A 20,973-nucleotide genomic window follows, 5' to 3' on the forward strand; every position below is an offset into this window, starting at 1 on the left:
GGTTAGTTTTTAATGATTTGTTTAGTGATACTTGTGCCATTACTTAAATGTATGTGAACCAAGTACGTTCCTGAAGATAAATTTGTTAAATCAATTTTTAATTCAGTTTTAGAGCCACTAGATATAGTATTAACCAAGATGCCTACATTATTGTATATATTTACATCGTGAGAAAAACTTATTGCAGACGGATTATTTAAGCTTATCTGCACTAAACCGCTTGTAGGGTTAGGATAAAGAGTTACTTTTATCTCATCACTTAAATCTTCAACCTCAATTAATTCTTCTATTGATTCTAAAGTCTCATTTGCGGCTCTACCAACAGGAGGGTCAGGTATTGAGCATCCTTGGACTGCACAATAAAACCGTTGTTTTTGATTGCCTGCATTATCGTATGTAAATAATAATTTAGGATTTTGACTTATACTTAATAAATCATTGATGGGAATTTCTCCTCCATCCACTCTATCTATTCTTGGATTCCAAAAGTATTGTCTATCATAAATATTTGAATCAGAATGTAAATAAGCTCTATGCATTAAAGTTGTTGCATTAGAGTTAAACTTAAAATCAGTAATAGTTAACACAGCTTCACCTGTAACACCATCATAGATTTTCCCTTCGTTAATAGTTGACAAATGATTTTTATCGTGAACAAAACCAACTAATAAATACCATCTATTCAGTTCAGGTAAATCTCCATACCAAAAAAATGGATAGGGACTAAAATTACCGTTAAGTCCTGTAACATTTTGAGTCCCACCTGTTATACTGTGTGTTCCAAAATAGGTATAGCCATCGTTTGAATTCGTCTTTTTTATCCAAACAGATAACCTATATGTATTTGAATTATTAATAGTTATATAATCCGATTCCCAACCTCCATCAAGATTATTGTTTGAATCGGGCACTGCTTTCCATAAAACAACTTCATCATTGTTATGATTAGTACCTAATTCTCTGATGTTTTTATTAGCTGTACCACTAATATTAAATCCAGCAACATTTCCAGAACCAACAGTCCATGTGGACGTGTCTAGTAAATTTTGAGAAAAGAGCTCTCCAGTAAAACTAAAAGCGATGGTGCATAAGATACACCTGAGTAGAATTTTTAAATTCATAGTTGATAGATTTAAATTGATTAATATAGATAGCCTTTTTAGGCAAATTTTAATCTAAAATATTTATCAAACTAGAATTAATTAAATGTATAATGTTGAATAATAGCACTTAAAGTTAATAAAAAAATCAATAAAAATTGTTTTCTATTTAATTTAATTTGCGTTTAAAACTCCAGTCAAAGAATTTAGAGGCTTCTTAAATAAACCCAAAGTGTTTGACAAAAACTGTTCATCCCCTATTTTTCTACACAAAGTATTAAAAGATTTGAGAAATAGTCAAACCAAAATTTTTGCAATTAAAATTTTGCTAAACCTTCTTATATTAATTCTTACGCTACAAACACTTCAAAATTAATCAATAAACGAAAAAAACAACCACCTACACTCTTCAAAATCACATATATATCCGATTAACTACATCTCTAAATTTTCACTTTTCACTACATTTGTTTAAAGACTATAATGACAAATATGAAGGACTCAGAATCAAACACTCTTTTCAATCAAACTTTCGAAACTACTGATAAAAAAGAGCTATTCCTGCAAATCTTTAATGCAAAAGACGAATTAGAATTACAATCTGTTATTGAAGCAAACAGTACAATCTTCGATAATACTAACTGGAAGCCGTTAGGAAATAACAAAAGTAATTATGGTGTTGTAAAAAACCAACAGTCTAGTCCAATTGCTGCTCTCATAGAAAAAACCACAAACTCAATTGATGCATTGCTGACAAAAAAATGTTGGGAACTAGGAATTGACCCTAAATCAAAAGATGCTCCGAAGACTATGGAGGAAGCAATTGAGTCATTCTACCCAAATAATAATTGGGATTTAAGAGAATTTAGAAAATCACAAGCAGAAGAAATACAAATTATTGCTGATGGAAAAGGACCGAGAAATCAGAAAAAACAATATCCAACGTCCGTAATTATATACGATAATGGTGAGGGACAACACCCAGAAAAATTTGAAGACACTTTCCTTTCTCTTTTAAGAGGAAATAAAAACAATGTCCATTTTGTACAAGGAAAGTATAATATGGGAGGAAGTGGTGCTATTGTTTTTTGTGGCAAAAAAAGGTATCAGCTTATAGCTTCCAAAAGATTCGACAACACAGGTGATTTTGGCTTTACATTGATTAGAGAACACCCTAAAACTGAAAATGATCAAGCCAAAGAGACTTGGTATGAATACTTGCTAATAGACGGTAAAATACCATCATTTAAAATAGATAATCTTGATTTAGGGTTAGAGAACAGAGTATTTAAAACTGGTACAATAATTAAAATGTACTCTTATCAGTTTCCAAAAGGATATTCTGGATTTGCACAAGATTTAAACCAAAGTATTAATGAGTTCCTCTTTAGTCCAGCCCTTCCAATGCTAACTAAAGATACAACTGAAAGATATCCAAATAATAAAGTGCTTTCAAATGATCTTTTCGGACTAAAAAGAAGACTTCAAAAAGAAAAAGGAGATTATATATCTGATCAGTTTTCTGAGACCTTTGAAGATGAGTTATTTGGCAAGATGAAAGTTTCATGTTTTGTTTTTAATATCAAAGTAAAAGACTTTGATTTAAAGAAAACTAAAGATGAAATTGGTAGACGATATTTTAAGAATGGTATGAATGTCATGTTCTCAATGAATGGTCAAGTTCATGGTTTTTATACCTCAGAGTTTATCACTCGTTCTTTAAAACTTAATCTATTAAAGAGTCATCTTTTGATTCATGTTGATTGTACAGAAATGAAGTATGAGTTTAGAAAAGAACTTTTCATGGCTTCTAGAGATCGATTAAAAGATGGTGAAGAGACTCAACAATTAAGACATTATTTAGCTTCTAAGTTGAGTGCAAAAGATGGTAGACTAAGTGAAATACAAAAATTTAGAAGACAAGCTGTAAATGTTGATACATCAACTAACACAAATCAGCTTCTTAAGAATTTCACTAAAAACTTACCTCTAAATTCAGATCTAATGAAGTTGCTTGGTGACACCTTTAAGTTAGATTTGAAAAAGGACACAAAGAATAAACAAGAGAGGAAAAAATCTGACTCTAAAAAGACTGAAACCCCATTTTTACCTCAACGATTTCCATCTCAATTTAAAGTAAATTCTAAAGCTAAAGGAGATACTGAGGTTGCGAAAATACCTCTGAATGGCGAGAAAACTATTCGTTTTAGTACAGATTGTGCAAACGATTATTTTGATCGTACCGATGAACCTGGAGAACTCAAAATAGCTGTTCTGAAAATTAAAGAAAATGAAACCAAAGGAGGAAATCAAGTTGGAGAACCAAAAGAAGTTAGCGACCTCTTCAATGTAAATAAAAGTAGCCCTAACAAAGGAACTATAAGAGTTAACCTTAATCCAAAAGAGGAACTTAAAGTTGGTAATGCTGTTCAGTTAAAAGTGTCTTTAACCTCACCTAATGGCGATTTTGACGAAATCTTTTGGGTAAAAATATCTGACCCTGAAAAGAAAAAAGAAAAAACACCAAAAAATGAAGATGATAATGAACCTTTAGGACTACCGAAAATGGTTTTTGCATATAAAAACAATGAAGACAAAGGGGAAGATATAGTCTCTTGGGAAGATGTTGAACAAGCGACAAGCTTAGAAATGGACTATAAAACTGTAATGGTACCAGAAGCAGAGGGAGACAACTTAAATAGTATTTTTATTAATATGGATAGTACTGTATTAAAAAACTTCAAATCTAAATATAGTAATCCAAATGAAGATCAAATTGAAGTAGCCAATAGAAAGTACTATACTGCTGTCTATTTCCATACTTTGTTCCTATATACTATTACCAAAAACAGAGGTTATCAAATTAACCAAAAGAACGAAAACACCAATCTATTTGAAGAAGTAGATTTAGGACAATATCTAAAAGATCTGTTCGATCACTATTACTCTACATTTATTCTTAATTTTGGTGGCATGGAAGAAATGATGCAAGGTTTAGCAGATTAAATTTAAAAAACGAAAATATGGAAAATCAAGAAATAACTGATGAAGAAATAACTAGTTGGAATCAGCAAGATTCTCAAATTACAGAGAATACAACTCGTGAAATAAATATCGAAAGCTTAAGAGTAATTAAACAGAACCAAGATTACAACTTAGACAATTTAATTTCTTCATTGAATAAAAACATTGATTTAGGCCCTGAATACCAAAGAAGATCTAGATGGACAAAAAAACAACAGTCCAAATTAATTGAATCATTTCTAATGAACATTCCTGTTCCACCTATTTTCCTATATGAAAAAGCCTACTATGAATATGAAGTTATTGATGGAAAACAAAGATTAGAAGCCATTAAAGCTTTTCACAATAATGAATTTAAACTTACAGGACTTGAATTTTTGAAAAATTTTAACGGGTCACGCTTTAGTGACTTAGATGACACTACTAAAAGGCTGTTTTTCAGAAGGACAATAACCGCTACAATTTTACTTATTGAATCAATGGAATTCGATAAATATGATTTACGAATGATTCTATTTGATCGACTTAATACTGGTGGTATAAAGTTGAATGGTCAAGAATTAAGAAATGCTACTTATGCAAGTAAATTTAACGACTTAATAATGGAGTTGTCATCTAACGATTCATTTAGAAGTCTTTGGAACATACCAATACCCGAAAATGATGATGATGCTAAGGGGTTAAAGAAATTAAAGAATAATCCACTTTACAAATCCATGATGGATTGCGAATTAGTATTACGCTTTTTTGCTATTAAAGAGGTTTATGACGGTAATATTCAAGAAGGATCAATGAAGTTCTTATTAGACGAAACAATGAATATTCACAAGGATGATGACATAGAATCATTAGATTATTCTAGACAGCTGTTTTTAAATTCTGTTAACGGCTTAGTGGATAAATTTGGTGTTGAAATAATTCTCAACACACAATTAAATCCTTCAAAAAAAGCACGAAATTTATATGACAGCATTTTAGTCGCATATTCATATATAGATGAGGAGGAAGTCCAATCTCAAAATATAGTGAAAAGTAATATTTCTAAACTATTAGAAGACGATGACGAATATGATAAGATAATTTCAAAAGGTAATTCCATAGATAATATTATTCATCGGGTTAATAAAGCCAAAGATGTTTTAACTCAAATAATGTAATTAATGGAAGAAATATTTATAGATTTCGAAAAAGACTTACTTGAAGTTAAAAATACCATTGATTTATTTTCAAGTTTAGAAACGTTTGCTCAAGTATCACATTCTGAATTCGCCGATAATACTGAAGAATTCTTAAAAAACAGTATTGAATTAAGCGAGAAGATTAAGCTCAACAGAAGAGGTAATACCAGAATTCCTACGATTTTAATGTTATATGTTGCAGGAAGATTTGAAAACTATGCAAAGACAATAATGGAAGAAACGTCTACACAAATTGCAAAAAAACACACAACATTCAAAGCTTTGCCAAGTAAGTTTCAAGAGAGTCTAATAAATGACACATCCAAAGTCGTTCAAAATCCTAGAAAATATAGCCATGGAGAGGGGGCAAGAGATTCTTTTATCAAAAATCTATACCACAATATTCATGACAACAAATTGGACATCATAAATTATCAATGCATGTCAATAACGGAAAGAAACATGAGAGCTGACGTTATTACAGAATTATTTTCAAAAATTAATTACAAGAATATTTGGGAAGATATCTGCTCTCAAGCTAATATGAGACAACTATTTGATGGTGCTGATGTCTCCAAAACGGCGAAAGAATGCAAAGGAAAACTAAATACATTTATGGACATGAGAAATAATGTTGCTCATTCATCTGGAGCTATTACATGGATTTCAAACCAAAGTGGAATTGACTATATATTGTTTTTTATAGAATTTGGAAGAGCAATTAAAAGTGTTTGTCCTATTCATATAGCTCAGACTAGTAATTAAATCTAAATAAAACAAGCCGTACAAGCATCACTCTCAGTATCATCTAATATATCTAATAAAAATTTAGAGTCTTTAGATTTTAGCTTATTTGTACGTCTTATATGGTCTAACTTAATTCCTTTAATTCTTTCGGGTTGCATAAGCTCTGTTAGAGACTCATTTGGTATCCACGTAAAATGCTCGTCTTCATTTTCATACTTCATTGCCTCTTTATATTTCTCTGGATGCTGTTCATACAACCAAACCCATTCTATTTTTTGTTGAAAAAAACAAAAATAACAACCAGATCTACTTCTTGCATATTCACCAACTTGCCCATCAACTTCATACTTAACTTTATTATAGTATGCAGGTACACCTACACCACTTTCTTCAAGAATCCTAAAGATATCAGCTCTCACCAAGTTATCTTCATTTTCTAATAAAGGGTAATCGTCTTCAATAGACAAAGGGTAATCAGTGGTTTTTAAATACTGAAAAACACTTTTATTATATTCTGCAACTCCAAAACCTAGCAAGACCTCTAATTTCTCTCTAATAATGCGTTCTTTCTCTAATCTATAATTTCTATTAAACGAAATTGGCTTAGAAAAAATGGCTTCAATTTTATCTAATTTATTGCCTTTTATAAATTGGCTATAATAACTTAATAACTGTTCTTGATTTTCAGGATTAAAAATCTTTTCTAAAACATCTTGACTCCAGATATTTCTTCTAAAAGGAAATATGGATTGAATATTATTTTCTCTAGATATGTAACCCTCTCGTTGTTCATCTCCTCTTATTCCAACATAAGAGACCGTTGGGTTACCACTAACAAATTTTTCAAAAGGTTTTAGTTTCATTAATGCTGTACACCATCTTGCTTGTGGAGAAGGAAGGTAACCTCTAAAAGATTTGAAATGAAAATCAAAAGGATCTTCATTAGTACTAGTGATTTTTTCGTCTTCAAGTCTATTAACCTCAATACCTAAGTAGCTTTCTAAATTATCTATCAATTGATAAGTTTCATCAAGTTCCTTACCTGTATCAGTGAAATAGTATTTAAAGTTAAAACTAGGATATTTGTCTTTTAGATATATGGCTAATGCAGCACTATCTTTTCCTCCAGAAATACCTAATACATGATCTAATTTACTCATTTAATTCCTTTTTCAATAATTCTGATAAGACAGCTATTCTCAATTGTTTATCATCACCTAAACTATTCTCTATTACAACAATTGATTTTTTAACTTCTTCTTTTTGCTGTTTCGATATACGCACCAAGTGATTTTTCAATCCTTGATTTTGAGATGTAAAGTCTATCTTATAAATTTCTTCTTCACTTTCATCAAAGTTAACATTTTTTATCTCACATAAATTATCTAACTCCTTAACTATGAAACTTAATTTTTCCTTTAAAATGTCTTCATCCTTATCTGATATTCTATCTAAGGGTTTTGACAATAATGAAAAACAGATCGAATTCAACCAACTGTCTCTATCATCGAGATCAGAATTTACTCTTAACATAAAAGTCTTTTGTGAAGGTAAAATCTGGTGCTCTTTTAATGAAACAAATCGTCTCTGTAATAAAGTTTTATATTTAGGAAAATCGTTCTTACTTCCTAAAACCTCTAATGTTATAAAGTTTTCAAATCGGTTTAATAATTCCTTATAAGAATCCTTTACTTCCAAAATGGTTTTCTGAAATTTAATGATATACTCATCAAACAACTGTTCATTCTCAATAAGCTCTTTAACATTATAACCTAACGCTGTTGGAAATTGTTCGAAGAATATTTTTTCAGGATCTTCGGCATGAGATATAGCGCTTCTTAACTTCAAGGCTTCTTGTGAAAGTCTCTTTGTTCTAGTTGAATAATCGGTAAGTCCTTTATATAATATCAAAAAAGGTCTTACACTTTCAATAAAAGACTCATTAGTCATAGAGTCCTCCATATCCTGATTAAGATAAACTCTATATTTATTGAATAAATTCAAACGTAAATTATCTAACTCAAAAGATTTTACTGTGTATTCATGAGGGTTTCTAGTTATTAAATAAAGTATTGTTTCATTAATATAAGGCATATAGCCGCCATCTACATTGTAAAGTGCAAAATCTCCTCTTCTTACAAATAAAAAGGTCGGTATTAAAAAATCAATAATACCTTGTTTCAGTTTATAAGGCTTCTGCTTTAAAGTGTTTATTAAGTCTGTTATTGGTCTTTGTTCCTTTTTAGCCTCTTGCAAAAACAACTCGCACTCTTGCCATACTTTTATAAAGTTTTCATCATCACTATTGGGCGAAATCAACACATAATTTCCATCTTCAATCCTGTGAATCCCATTATTTTTAATTAAGCTCCAATAAATAGTTTTATCCGAAGGAAATTTATCTTCTGGATATCCAAGATCTTTTTCATTCCAATTATTTACTAGTCTATCAAAATATGATTTTCTAGACCCATTTATAGTGCCAGAAACTTTATGCCTATTTATGAGCTCCATATTGATTTTAGGAGTATTAGGATATACAGACGTACAGATTTCTGATAGTATTTGATTCAGTTTTTGTTTACTTTCAACTTGAAGTCTTTGACCATTAAAAAACCATTCAATATTTCTCGAGTACAAAGAATCTAACACGTAATAATTCAACAAAGATTTCTGACTCTTGATAATATTCCTTAATTCTAATTTGGCAAACTTATCATCAGCATCAACATCACTTAAAACTTTTTCTGTTTTAACAATGTCTAACAGTGTCTTTTTTATAGTTGAAGAATTCTTATATAAACCATATAAAATTGGCAAATCTTTACCTGTTGTTTGCTCAATTACATCTTCCTCAGAAAGTTTTTCATTAAAGATGAGATTAATAAACCCGTCTATTTCGTTTTCTGCAATTTCAAAAGATGGGTTTTCACTGATGCTAAATTTAAACAGTCTAGGAGTACCTGTTCTATATAAAGTTTCTTTAGCAGTTAATATAGGAAAATCAAATGCTTCTTTTAATCTATGGACTAAATCAAGGCTCTCATCAATGCTATCACTTGCTTTTAAAATAGCTCCCTCAATGTCCATATCTGTTCCCCCAAAAAGTTTGAACGAATTATTAAAATTATTGAATCTTATTATTTTAAATTTCTCTAAACTCTTTAGTGATTTTTTGATTTCACTTGTACTGTAGCTGTATGATAAATATCCTAACAATAGCTTTTCGTTAATACTCGCTCCTTTACTTGCAAATAAATTGAATAAGCCAATTGTTTTTAAAAGATTAATAGCCAAGTTCTGATTAGCCTCAACTTTTGCTTCAGCTCTTTCTATTGAATTTTTAATTAAAGCCCATTGCGTATAATCTGAATTATGTTTACTAACCAAAATTGAATATAAGTTGACAAGTAAATAATCATAGAGTTTAGGTATATCAAATAACTCATTTTCTTTTAAACTCTCTAAGCCTAAATGGTCAGAAGTATTTAAGAATGTAAATAAGGATCTTTCGTTTTGACCATATCTTTGTAAGGAATAAGTTAAAGTAATTGCAGAAAATATATCTAGAGGATATAAGTTATTTCCTATATTATTTATATAGTCTCTTGAAATTGAAAAACAATTATTACTTTGATTAAACTTATTAAGATTTTCATTATAACTAATATACTTTTTTGAAGCCTTGTATTTAGAACTAAAATGTTGTGATGCTAAAAAAAGTAATTGTTCAATAGGTTCATTAAATGTAATTTCGCAAAGCCTTCCTTTTACTTTTTTCCATTCATTTTTTTGTGAGTCCGATAAATCATTTGAATAAGAGTCTATTGCTTGATGAACTGAAGTCAACAATATGATATTTCTATTAGAATCATTAACAAACTCTGCAAGTTGTTGAATAAAGTACATTTCCTTTTCAGGATTATGCTTTGATGCATATTCTAAAAATTTACCTAACTCATCAATACAAATTACCAAAAAGCCATTTTGCTTGTTTACTTTCTCATACTTCTGATAAATACAATCAAAAATTTCCTGATTCCCTTTTAACTTGTTTTCTATTGAAAAATAGGTCTTAAAATACGATATTAATGAATTATACTCTCCAACGATATTTATGAATTCAGTCTTTCGTATATTATTAGTATTAAAATCAAAAAAATTATCCTTGTTTGAGTTAGAGATACTTCTATTGAATGCCCATAAAAATGAAGATTTCCCAGTTCCATAAGAACCAATTATACTAAAACTATGAACTCCTTTGTCAAATTCATTCAATATGAAATTAGCAATGCGTTTAGAGTTTTCAGTAGAAATATATTCAATAGATTTATCTTGATCTCTGATAATATTTACTGACGATAGTTGTTTTATGTTATCCATAGTATTCGCTTAAAACATCAAATGAATTTGGTTTTTTACTTTTAAATTGTAACTCCTTAATACCCGAGTCATTAGAATATATAATACTCTCATATTTATCAGATATTCCAATTAGCTTTTTTTCAAGTTGATCTTTTGAAAAAGCAAAAATGTTACCCACACTATTAAAATCGCTATAAAGATTTTTAAAGCTAATAGATTTACCATAATCCTTATTCTCTAAAATAATAAATAACACAAGCTCAATAGGAATATCCTCTTGTTTATTATTCTGAATTACATATTTAGTTGAATCTTTTTTCTTGATTTCCTGAACTAACTCAAGATCTGATAAAATTCCAGAAAAACTATCTTCAATATTCTTTTCGTTTTTAGAATAGTAGGTTCTGGTAAATACTGAAAAGTCTTTGGCTAAAGTATTTTCATTTAAACCAGAATCAATACCTTCAACATAAGTAAGAAAGTTCTCTTTATTAAATTCAGGTTTTAGTTTTCTAAGTTGATTAAATATTATTGAATAAATAGAAGAGTAATTATTAACAACTAGCAAGTAATGTAATAACCACAGTGAAACTTCATTTTCAAGATATTTATCCTTTCCATTTTCGTCATTAAATAGAAAATTTGCAATATCAGTAGCATCTTCATTTTCAATATCAATAATATAAAAAACTTTCAACCAGAATCTAATTGAGCTAACCATATTTCTTCCTACACCTAAATCAATACATGCTTCATCAACGAATTTTCCTTCTCTTTTTACAAAATCATATCCTTTTTTCAACCATAAACCTTTACATGGAAAGGTTTCGTGTCCTGAAAAAATAAGTCTATCATTCATACTTTTTAATCTTATCAATTTTTTGTAAAAGTACAATTTTCATAGAGATTATATTTAGTGCGTAAAACTATTAACAAGTTACAATAGGGTTGTTAAAACTAAAATTCACTAACACAATTTTAGCATATAATTGAGCTCATTATTAACTGCTAATCTAGAACCCTTTAATAACGCAGGTTAAAAGAAATATGAAGTAGTCCACAAAGTATTAACCTCGCTATTCCCATTCCTCAAATCCAAGTATTTTCGATCTTTTCAATACCCATTCCCCATTTGAATTTTGAATGTGAGTTATATCTAAAATCTTATTACCGTTTTTAAACTCACAAGTAATAATTACTTTTTGGCTCTTACAATACCCTATACGATGTTGGTATTTCTTTAGTAGTTGGTATTCCTGAAGTTGTTTTGTCCAATTTGTGATACTTTCTTCACAAGCATTTAGTCTCTTTGAAGTATAGCTTCTTTTTGCAAAATACTCTCTTCTCCCTTTGCTAAGCGAGTTGTATTCTCCCCACAACAGTTTCGCTCCTGTTGATAATTGTTTATGATTGTATATCTCAAAAGGCAAGAATATTTCTCTTTTATCCTTAGCCTGATGCTCTTTATGTTTATCCGTTAAAGTGTATTTAGATTTATCTTTTAACAAGTATCCTTTTTTAACAAGATTCTTTCTGCAGTACGAAATAATATTAGGATGAAGATTAAATAGCTGACCTGTTTTTGAATTGGTAAGCTTGGTATACCCTTTTTTAGATTGATAAGTATAATCTAACCCTAGAATTAGTTTCTCATTAAACGATAATTCATTACTTGAAAGTATTGTTGCAGGAATTTTTAGAACTAGTTGCTTGTTCTCTTTAGAATGGAGATTGTTGTACATCTTAATACTAATTTTTAAAAGGAAGCTGTCGACCCAAAAAGACGCTTCCTTTTTTTATTTTATGATGTAACTATCACTAACTTTTGTTAATTCACCAATTTTGCATTTCATTTTTGATAATCATGCCATTATTTTCACAAAACACACCAATTTTGCATTTCATTATTACCAATTATCCATTTCATTTCACACCATTTGTGATTTTCAAATACACCAATCTTGCACTTATAATTAAATAGTTAGTTAAAAAAAGAATTAAAGAAAAGAAGTGGCGAATAACTTGTTGTAACACCTTCGGCTAACAACAGCCAGTCATTCGCTTTTCATTTTTATCAATAAAAACTAATAATCACTCGCTAACATTAGCGTACAGTAATTGTCTAGTTTAGAATACTGGTTACTTTCAATCATCTGTTTATTCAATTGATCTATAAAAAATAATTTACAATCCTGTTCAATATGATAATATGACTGTAAATAATCAATACCCTTATGTTGTTTAACTAAATCCTGTGTAAATGTATAGATCTCAAATATTTCATCTGTGGTCAATAAGTTCTGAACGGATTGCGTAATGTAGAATGTTCCTTTGAAGAAATATTCTCCTTTGTTTTCCTGTAACTTATACTCTAAGTTATTTCTGAACGAAAATCTACTTATAAGATATCCTAAGTCTTCATTAGAATAACTTAAGTGTTTGGCAATAGCTTCATTCGTATAGTGTATTTCCTTTAATTGTAAATACACATTGTAGTCAGCAATGTCTTTTTGGTTTTGCGTTTCCTTATATAAATCCATGATAAAAGTTTTGGTAACCTTCACCATTTTTACCCATAAAAGATAACTGTTGCATATCTTTTTTATTAGAGTGGTCTTTATCCTATAAAAGCAATAATAACTTGCAAGTTAGCTTTATAGAGAGGTTATGTCGTATTTCTTTTGTACGAAGAACTGCTTAAAGCAAGATCTTCAGAAGTTTCTTTGAGTACCTTCCTCTTTAATAAAAAGACACTGAAAGAAACTTTTACTTTTTAAATTGGTTACCTTTAAGTATGGAGGTCTTACATTCAATTGTATTTGAATCTATAATGTCAAACACTAAAATACCTTCTGAATCTTCACCATAAATTTTACTGTATTTAGGCTTATACTCTAAATTTTAACCACTAGGTTTTATACCATTTTCAATCAAGTACTGTTTTCCATGGTTATATTTAGAGAACTTATCAATACATATTGATTTTACCTTATTGGATTTTAAATACTCAATACTTGTGGGAAATTCAATAATAACTGCCTCTAATGTTTTATGACATAAATTAACCTTAATCAGTTTTAGAAAACCAATTGATGATTCTTTGCTCGTTACATATTTTTCAAATAATTCGAGCTTTTCATTATCATCAGTCAACGAGTTCCATTTCGGTTTTAAACGTTTGGGATGATATACTCCCTTAGTTCCCATATTCTGAACACGCTCATCAATAATTCTAATCAATTGTTTTTTCGATATCGGATTCTTTGACTTAGTAGTTAATTCAATATCTTTCATTTTGGTATTTGTGTCAATCTGATTTCCTGATTTTGTTTCAAACTCTCGTGGTCCAAGTCTGAAATGTTTTGGTTTAATTTTGGTAACACTAACGCCTAATACGGTTGTTGTATCAAACCTAGTAAATGGAACGTCCCTATCTTCTAAGTATGCAATAAAGTCTTTTTGTCCCATGACTTTAAAATTGGTTCTTTTTCCACTCATTATGTTTAGTTTTTAAAGATTTTTAAATTGAATTTGTTCCGTCTACTTTTATATTTAAAATGCTAAGAGGTATCAACCTATGCTGATTGTTCTAGGTACCTCAGCATCATTTCGGCATTCTCATCCTGTGACACCTTTATGTAAGTTGAAAATGCTCTTTCTGTTCGGTGACCTGTAATGTTCATAATTACTCGTGATGGAATACCTCGTTTGAACATATTAGTTGCAAATGAACGTCTTGCAGTATGGGTAGTTATAAGTTCATATTTAGAAAATGTCTGATCAATACGTTCCCTACCTTTGGTTCTCACTTTTAAAAAACTATTATCGATTTTAGCGCGTCTACCTATTTCCTTTAGGTGTTTATTCATCGTTTGATTAACACATGATTTTGGTAAGCTATTTGCATTGTCTTTATATTTTTCCATAATATTCTTGACAAAAGGCATAAGAGGAATAGTTACCCAATCGTTGGTTTTAATTGTTTTAACTTTAAAAGTGTTATCGACAATATGTTCTTTCTTGAGTTCGCTGAAATCACTAAAACGCAATCCTGTATAGCATCCAACTATGAATAAGTCTCTAACACGTTCCAATGATTTACTATAACTTAAATCAAGGTCTATCATACGTTGTAACTCTTCTTCACTGAGGTAGATATTATTGACTTCCTCTCTCACAGTTTTAAAATTCTTGTTTTTGTACATCAGGTGAGTGTTATACCCCTTGTCTGTAGCATCATTTAATATCACTTTCATATTTTTAATCACTCTTCCAAATCCATTGTTTAAAAAACCTTGAACACCTGTATAAAACTCTTGGAAGTCATAGTAGAAATCCATATCGATATTATGCCAATCAAGTTGTGTTGCAGAATATCTCTCATATTTCCTTAATTGATTGAGTACAGTACGATATGTTTTTAATGTACCTGCGCTTTTACTTTTTTTACTAATTTCAACGTAATGTTCTGCATATTCAAAAAACGTGTACTGTGTTTTCTTCTGTTGTTCTAATTTTGTTTCATTATAAAGAGACTTTACATAAGTTGTAGTTGGGTCTTCTCCATTAATTAATAGGCCATTAACAATATCATCCCCCTTTTGCTTTATAGTAGTTAGATAAATATTGAATCGATCTGAACCCGAATAGCACCTTTTAACTTTTTGGTTTTTAGCATCCCAATACTCATCTCTAATATTTTTGTGAGTAGTAAAATATGTTACCTTTTTCTTATGTGTATACCGAAGCATAAGCATAGATTATGGGCTATTAGTTTTCTTTTGATGTTGCGATTTGTTTAGTACAAATTTTAATGTTGCCATAATTTTACAGTTTTATGGGACCAACCATACGGCTTATTTTGACGAAAGGTCCCTAGTTTAAATATTAATCAGTTATCTTTTTAAGTGTTTTGTGTTATAAGTAGCTTCTAATTCAAGTAGCGTTTTTTTACGTTTGCTTTTTTGAGAAGGTGATAATTCCATTTTTTCTAATAGACTAGTTGTTTTAGTGTAAATAGGAATACCTAATTCCTGCTCCACATTTTTAAGTGTAGCGAACAGAATGTGATTTATTGAGGCTTCAATAGGTAGATATTGGTCTTCACTCTTAATGAGCAACTGTTTCAAATACGTATTTAATGTTTTACTAAGGGAAACAAAGGTTTGAGGCAGGCACAACTCTTCTACTTTTAAATGCGTTGGTTTTAAATCTTTGATTTCATATTTAATTAAATGCCCATTAGGATATTGACTTAGCGAAAATGTCTTCTTACGTTTGGCGTTTACAATAGGATCATATACTTTCAAGTGAAATCCTCTCGTATTACCAAACATTTTCATTGTTGGAGTGGCTTTCTCTAACTTATAATCCTTTAGTCCGATAAGTGAGTTTATATAATCCTTTGAAGAATTTTCAATCTTTTGATAAGCCCCAAACTCCAATTCTATCACTTTTGCCTCTGTTAAGTCAATACCTAATATGTCTGATAACGATTTCATTGCTTTTAATAAATCTAGTGAGTCAAACGCCTTAAAATTATGCCCATAAATGAGATACGGTATACTTGAACGAATAGTGATGTTTTTTCCGCCATCTATAAATAAATCAAAATTCTTATCAAAAAACTGACCATCAGACACCAATAAATAATGATTGGTTAAATTTTTATGAGGCTTTAGCGAATGCCAATTTATAAGACTTGAATTAACGTTATATAGCTTAACCTTAATAAAGTCATAGTGATAGTTAAATAGTTCCATATTGTTTTCGTTTAATGAGCCATAGCCCAGTTATGTCCTTTATCTAAACCAACTTCTAATGGTATAGATAGTCTAACCACGTTTTCCATCGTATTTTTAACTAAGGTTTCCATAACCCCCATTTCGTCATCAGGTACTTCAAATAATAATTCATCGTGGACTTGAAGTACTAATTTTGATTTTAAGTTTTTGATTTTTATCTGCTCATCACAGGCAACCATGGCCATCTTAATAATGTCAGCTGCTGTTCCTTGAATTGGTGAGTTCATAGCCAAACGTTTACCTGCATTACGTTCTGATAGTTTACTTGATGATAATTGCGGAATTGGTCTACGTCTTCCATATATAGTCTCTGAATAACCATTACTGTCTGCAACAGTAATCAAACTGTCCAAGCAGGTTTTCACACCACTAAAACGTATAAAATATGCGTCCATAATTTCCTGCGCTTGCTCAACAGAATGTGGTTTTCCTGTAATCTCTGTAAGTGATGCTGATAAACCAAAAGCAGTTTTACCATAGATTAATCCAAAATTGATGCTCTTTGCAATGGAACGTTGTTCATTAGTTACTTCTGAATATTTAATATTGAACACTTCCGAAGCAGTTAATCTGTGTACATCTAAATTCTTCCCATTGGTATCTTTGGTGGTGTATGCTTTTAGTAGATATTCATCTTGACTCATATCAGTAACTACTCGAATTTCAATCTGAGAATAATCGGCACAGATAAACTGGCAACCTTTCTTGGGAATGAACATCTCTCTAAATCTTGATTCTAATATTATTAGCTCATTGATTTCTCCGTCATTAAGCTTGACATTGGGTATGTTCTGTAAATTAGGCTTACTACAACTGAACCGTCCTGTTGCTGTGCCTGATTGATTAAATTGACCGTGGAGCCTTTTAGTTATTGGATTAACATTCTGCAGTTGTTTACAGAAGTTTATTAGACTAATGGTTTTACGATAATCCAACAATAATGGAACTATCTCATGCTGATTTATTAACTTTTTCAAGTGTGATTTATCCGTGGAATAGCAACCGTTCTTACCAACTTTATCAATTTTAGGCTGTAACTGAAGTGTCTCAAACAATAGTTTGTGTAATTGTGGAGGACTCTCTAGGTTAATTTCATCTTCAGTAAAAGCTTGTATTTGTCGTATTAATTTTTCATTGAATTTCTTGAGCTGCTTAAGAGTTTGTTTACATTTTTTAACGTCTATCTTTACACCATCAAGTTCCATCTTCATTACAACATGAAGGGTTTTATATTCTAAGTCTAGTATATCTTGGTTCATCATTTATTTATTTAATTTATTAGCTATAAAATGGTATAATTGATAGGTAAGATCCGTGTCCTCACAAGCGTATTTGGTTAACTCATCAGTAGGTACTTCAGTAATTAATTTACCACCTGTCATTTGCTTGAAGTTGATTTGTCTATACCCTAAATGCAATTCTGAAATTTCCTTTAAACCATGTTTTTTTCGATTAGGGTCTAAGAAATGGTCAAGTATCATGGTGTCTTCAAAACGTCCTAAAACAGGTATTCCATAGCGATGTAAGAATTTAAGATCGAATTTGGCATTGTGGAACACTTTAGTAATATGCTCTGCCGTTAAAAACGTAAGTAATGGTTCTATAAACAATAATGCTTTGGCTTTATGTTTTGGAAATACAATGTTATAGCCCGTGCGCTTTTTAAACGTCAATGACATACACACAATATCATCCTGAAAACAATCAAATCCTGTCGTTTCCAAATCAACAGCTAAAACCTCATCTGAATGATCTTTAAAATGTTTTATCATTTTGTTAACCAGACGAGTCATTTTGTTGGGTGTATCGACTGTTTTATAATCGGTATCAACATCTTCAATTGTTAATAGTGTTTGTTCAGCTTCTTGCGTAATAATTTCAAAGAATGCCTTAGAATTTGAAGGCGTCTCTTTATAAGATAAATTCTTGTATTCACAGTATTTCTTTAGTTTTACAGTAAAAGTGCGCTGTGTCGGAGCATAACGTCTATCAACATAGCCGCCATTTTTGAACTCGTTAAACAGTTCCTTTTTATGATGTTTAGATTTTTGATCAAACTTTTCATCCAAAAAGTCTAAAAGGTCTGCGCCTAATTCATTAATCAGTCTTCGCTCAATAAGGTTTACAGGATTAGCATCAACAAGTCCGTGGTTTAAGTAATATCGAATACAAAAGATAATGAATAGTGTTACTTCATTCCATTCAAATTCATCCCAATCTTCAAAGAACTGTTGTTGAAATTCATCATATACAGTTAAATGAGATCCATAATGTTCAGATAGTTCTATTTCATATTTACGACGTTCGGTACTATGCCCAGAAGGTGCCTTAATCATAAAATTAGATGATAAAACTATTTTTGGAGAACGCTCAAAAGGAATTTCTATCTCGTGTTTGTACTTTCTATTTATGGTAAAGTTATCTGTTACGCGACCATACATACTTTCAAAATTGAAATTAGCCTTGACATCATTAATTGAAATAATATTGGTTGATGGTGTCGCTCTTTGAAAAGAAAATTGATTGTTACTACTGAAGTCCTTTCCTGGAAGTTCACACAACTCCCTAAAATAACTCAACGTCTTAATTAAAAGACTTTTACCTGTTCCTCCTTGAGCTGCGTTAAGCTCATTTATAGACTGATCTAACAGAATAATAGCCTTGGTATTTGACGCCTTTTTGAATCGATGAAGTAGATAACCTATTAAAGATAAAAACGCTTTAGATCGCTGTATTTTCTTATCCGATATATTGTAGATGAATTTGGAAAAATTGGTGTTACGAAATAGTTTCTTGACTTTTTTGGGATTAAAATGTTTTTTGATAATCTGCTCTTGGAAAACATATCCATCTAGGTCTTTGTAATCAATAAGCTCAAAACCGTCCTTGGTGATCTTGACAACGGTATTTTTGAAGTATAGAAAACAACTATCCTCAGTATCAAAATGAGTGTTAATGTTAATAGTAGGTAAAAACTTAAGGTTAAGCGGACTGAACAATAGAGGTGTCTTATTAATCCAAGCACTTTCAATTTGATCAATATAAAGACCATCAATCATATTGTTCTCGGAATTATCCTCTAACCATTGTCTAACCAAAGTGATAGTTTCTGAATGGTCCTTCACTATATAAACAATACTGCCAACTATTCTTACTATCTGATAAACACCATTTATAAAAGCATAACGAAACCCTAGTTCGCCTAGAAATCTGATAAAATTTAATGTTGAGACTTTAACTTTACCTGCGTCTTTACCTTGTTCAATGACAAACCATGGCTTAGAAATAATTTGATATACTGTAGGAAGTGTTTGTAGCATGTTATTAGTGTTTTAAAGATTTAATGAAATGTTCTACTTCAGAAAGTTTGTAGCGTTTAGCCCCATCAATGTCATAGACAGGGAAGTCTTTATATCTGCGTTTGACTTTGTAAAAATGAGCTGTAGAAATTTGAAGAGCTTCGCACAACTCTACATCTTTTAAAAGTTTTTCACTCTTTATTGGCATTCCAACTAGAGCATTAGACTGCTTAGACAGTGCATCGACAACACGCTGTGCTATCCGACTTTCTAATTCCGAAAAAGCTTTGTAAAGATGATATTGTAGTGCGTCCTGCTCCATAACTTTCTGTGTTATGAAGCAAATTTATTGTGAAATTAGGCGCGTCTGCCTTTCTCGTAATAGTTACGAGTTTTTACACATTTTACGAGAGGTGTTTTATTTCCTAATCAACAGGTTAGAACCGTAGGTTTTTAAGAAGGTATTTAAATCTTTTCCTATTGCTTTATCACGAACTTGTGGGAAAGCATTGTACATAATTTTTGCGAAGTCAGTAAGAGTAGGTGGTTGTAATTGTGTTTTTGAATAAAATTCTTTTTGCTTATCAGATAGATTTTTTCTTGAGTTCATTAATTTTTCTATCCTCTCATTATGTGCCTTAAGTTTTTTTTCGAGGACATACTTATAGTCCTTATCATAACGTTTTTTAACGATATCAATTTGTTCTTTAATATCCTTTAAATTATCTAACTCTATATAAAGTAGTTTTGTGTAATATAGGTTTGTCCCAAATTCAAACGAGTTATAGAAAAACGCATTAGCATCTTGATTTGTCATAATCTCTTGCATAGTTTTTATAAAAAACTTTTTAAAATCTGATGGCTTATAGTGAAGTTGTATTTTGTAGTCGATCTCACCTTGATTAAAATAACTAGAATATTGGTCAAAAGAGACTTTATGAATTAACAACATTTTAAATCGTCTCTCAGCCGTTATTTTATAAGAATTGAGGATTGCTACCAGCCGACTTCTGTTAAGTCTAAGTTCTTCCTTATAATCATGAAATAGTTCCTCTTCTCCTACTTCTGCATAAGACTGTTCTTGTTGATCTAACCACTTACTTAAAAATGACTTTTTCTCAGAACTATTAAGATAAATATCTAAATATTTGCAAATAAAGTGTTGTTCTCCAGTGTCAAAATTCCCGAAATGTTGTTTAAAATATTCTTTATCAAGTTTGTTTTCAAACAGATTATCTATGAAACTAAACACTTTTACGGCAGATGCTGTAGTAATTTGTGTAATTGCTGTTTTTGTTCTGTCAGATCTACTACTCATATTGGAAAAATGGGACTAGTGTGAGGCTACTTAATTTTATAACCTCGTCAAATGTAGTTAATTTGAGTGATTGCTAAAAATAGAAACTTTGAGAAGCTCTTTAGGCACAATACTTCAGAGCTACAAAGTAAAACTTAA

At 30.4% G+C, this 20,973-nt stretch carries 16 protein-coding genes; 3 read left to right on the top strand and 13 right to left on the bottom strand.

Going from position 1 to position 20,973, the window contains the following annotated elements:
- Window positions 1–2: 2 nt before the first annotated feature.
- Complete coding sequence (locus KO515_RS00560; RefSeq protein WP_215934433.1) at window positions 3–1,121, bottom strand: T9SS type A sorting domain-containing protein; 1,119 nt, start codon at window positions 1,119–1,121, stop codon at window positions 3–5.
- A gap of 471 nt (window positions 1,122–1,592) precedes the next feature.
- On the opposite strand from KO515_RS00560, the gene KO515_RS00565 reads away from it, so the two are divergent.
- From KO515_RS00565 to KO515_RS00575, 3 genes are read left to right on the top strand one after another with little or no spacing between them, the layout of a single operon-like run.
- A complete protein-coding gene (locus KO515_RS00565; RefSeq protein WP_215934434.1) occupies window positions 1,593–4,106 on the top strand; it encodes a hypothetical protein in 2,514 nt (837 codons plus the stop codon).
- Between the two features lie 17 nt (window positions 4,107–4,123).
- Window positions 4,124–5,281 carry a DUF262 domain-containing protein gene (locus KO515_RS00570; protein ID WP_215934435.1) on the top strand — a complete coding sequence of 386 codons (1,158 nt, stop codon included), beginning with the start codon at window positions 4,124–4,126 and terminating at the stop codon, window positions 5,279–5,281.
- A 3-nt stretch (window positions 5,282–5,284) separates the two neighbouring features.
- Window positions 5,285–6,067 carry a HEPN domain-containing protein gene (locus tag KO515_RS00575; protein WP_215934436.1) on the top strand — a complete coding sequence of 261 codons (783 nt, stop codon included), beginning with the start codon at window positions 5,285–5,287 and terminating at the stop codon, window positions 6,065–6,067.
- Window positions 6,068–6,069: 2 nt separating this feature from the next.
- Here KO515_RS00575 and KO515_RS00580 read toward each other — a convergent pair whose 3' ends face one another.
- The 12 genes from KO515_RS00580 to KO515_RS00635 all read right to left on the bottom strand — a co-directional run bounded on the left by KO515_RS00580 (window position 6,070) and on the right by KO515_RS00635 (window position 20,835).
- On the bottom strand, window positions 6,070–7,209 hold the full coding sequence (locus tag KO515_RS00580; protein WP_215934437.1) for a phosphoadenosine phosphosulfate reductase family protein: 1,140 nt from the start codon (window positions 7,207–7,209) through the stop codon (window positions 6,070–6,072).
- On the bottom strand, window positions 7,202–10,432 hold the full coding sequence (locus KO515_RS00585) for a hypothetical protein (RefSeq protein WP_215934438.1): 3,231 nt from the start codon (window positions 10,430–10,432) through the stop codon (window positions 7,202–7,204). Before KO515_RS00585 ends, KO515_RS00580 begins: the two co-directional genes overlap by 8 nt.
- On the bottom strand, window positions 10,425–11,273 hold the full coding sequence (locus tag KO515_RS00590) for a DUF4007 family protein (RefSeq protein WP_215934439.1): 849 nt from the start codon (window positions 11,271–11,273) through the stop codon (window positions 10,425–10,427). The genes KO515_RS00585 and KO515_RS00590 overlap by 8 nt, the downstream gene beginning before the upstream one ends.
- A gap of 217 nt (window positions 11,274–11,490) precedes the next feature.
- The gene (locus KO515_RS00595; protein ID WP_215934440.1) at window positions 11,491–12,156 is read right to left on the bottom strand and encodes a hypothetical protein; all 666 of its coding nucleotides are present in this window, start codon (window positions 12,154–12,156) and stop codon (window positions 11,491–11,493) included.
- A 342-nt stretch (window positions 12,157–12,498) separates the two neighbouring features.
- A complete protein-coding gene (locus tag KO515_RS00600; protein ID WP_215934441.1) occupies window positions 12,499–12,954 on the bottom strand; it encodes a hypothetical protein in 456 nt (151 codons plus the stop codon).
- Window positions 12,955–13,315: 361 nt separating this feature from the next.
- Complete coding sequence (locus KO515_RS00605) at window positions 13,316–13,912, bottom strand: hypothetical protein (RefSeq protein ID WP_215934442.1); 597 nt, start codon at window positions 13,910–13,912, stop codon at window positions 13,316–13,318.
- A 77-nt stretch (window positions 13,913–13,989) separates the two neighbouring features.
- Complete coding sequence (locus tag KO515_RS00610; RefSeq protein WP_215934443.1) at window positions 13,990–15,165, bottom strand: site-specific integrase; 1,176 nt, start codon at window positions 15,163–15,165, stop codon at window positions 13,990–13,992.
- 144 nt (window positions 15,166–15,309) lie between these two features.
- Window positions 15,310–16,176 carry a hypothetical protein gene (locus KO515_RS00615; RefSeq protein WP_215934444.1) on the bottom strand — a complete coding sequence of 289 codons (867 nt, stop codon included), beginning with the start codon at window positions 16,174–16,176 and terminating at the stop codon, window positions 15,310–15,312.
- A gap of 11 nt (window positions 16,177–16,187) precedes the next feature.
- Window positions 16,188–17,480 carry a DNA polymerase gene (locus KO515_RS00620; RefSeq protein ID WP_215934445.1) on the bottom strand — a complete coding sequence of 431 codons (1,293 nt, stop codon included), beginning with the start codon at window positions 17,478–17,480 and terminating at the stop codon, window positions 16,188–16,190.
- Window positions 17,481–19,538 (bottom strand): hypothetical protein, encoded by a 2,058-nt coding sequence (locus tag KO515_RS00625; RefSeq protein WP_215934446.1) that lies wholly within the window; start codon window positions 19,536–19,538, stop codon window positions 17,481–17,483. It abuts the gene before it with no gap.
- A gap of 4 nt (window positions 19,539–19,542) precedes the next feature.
- Entirely contained in the window at window positions 19,543–19,839 is a 297-nt protein-coding gene (locus KO515_RS00630; protein ID WP_215934447.1) for a helix-turn-helix transcriptional regulator, read from the bottom strand.
- A gap of 96 nt (window positions 19,840–19,935) precedes the next feature.
- Entirely contained in the window at window positions 19,936–20,835 is a 900-nt protein-coding gene (locus KO515_RS00635; protein WP_215934448.1) for a hypothetical protein, read from the bottom strand.
- Window positions 20,836–20,973: the final 138 nt, after the last annotated feature.

It is taken from the genome of Winogradskyella psychrotolerans (assembly GCF_018860545.1).
GTDB classification, from domain to species: domain Bacteria; phylum Bacteroidota; class Bacteroidia; order Flavobacteriales; family Flavobacteriaceae; genus Winogradskyella; species Winogradskyella psychrotolerans_A.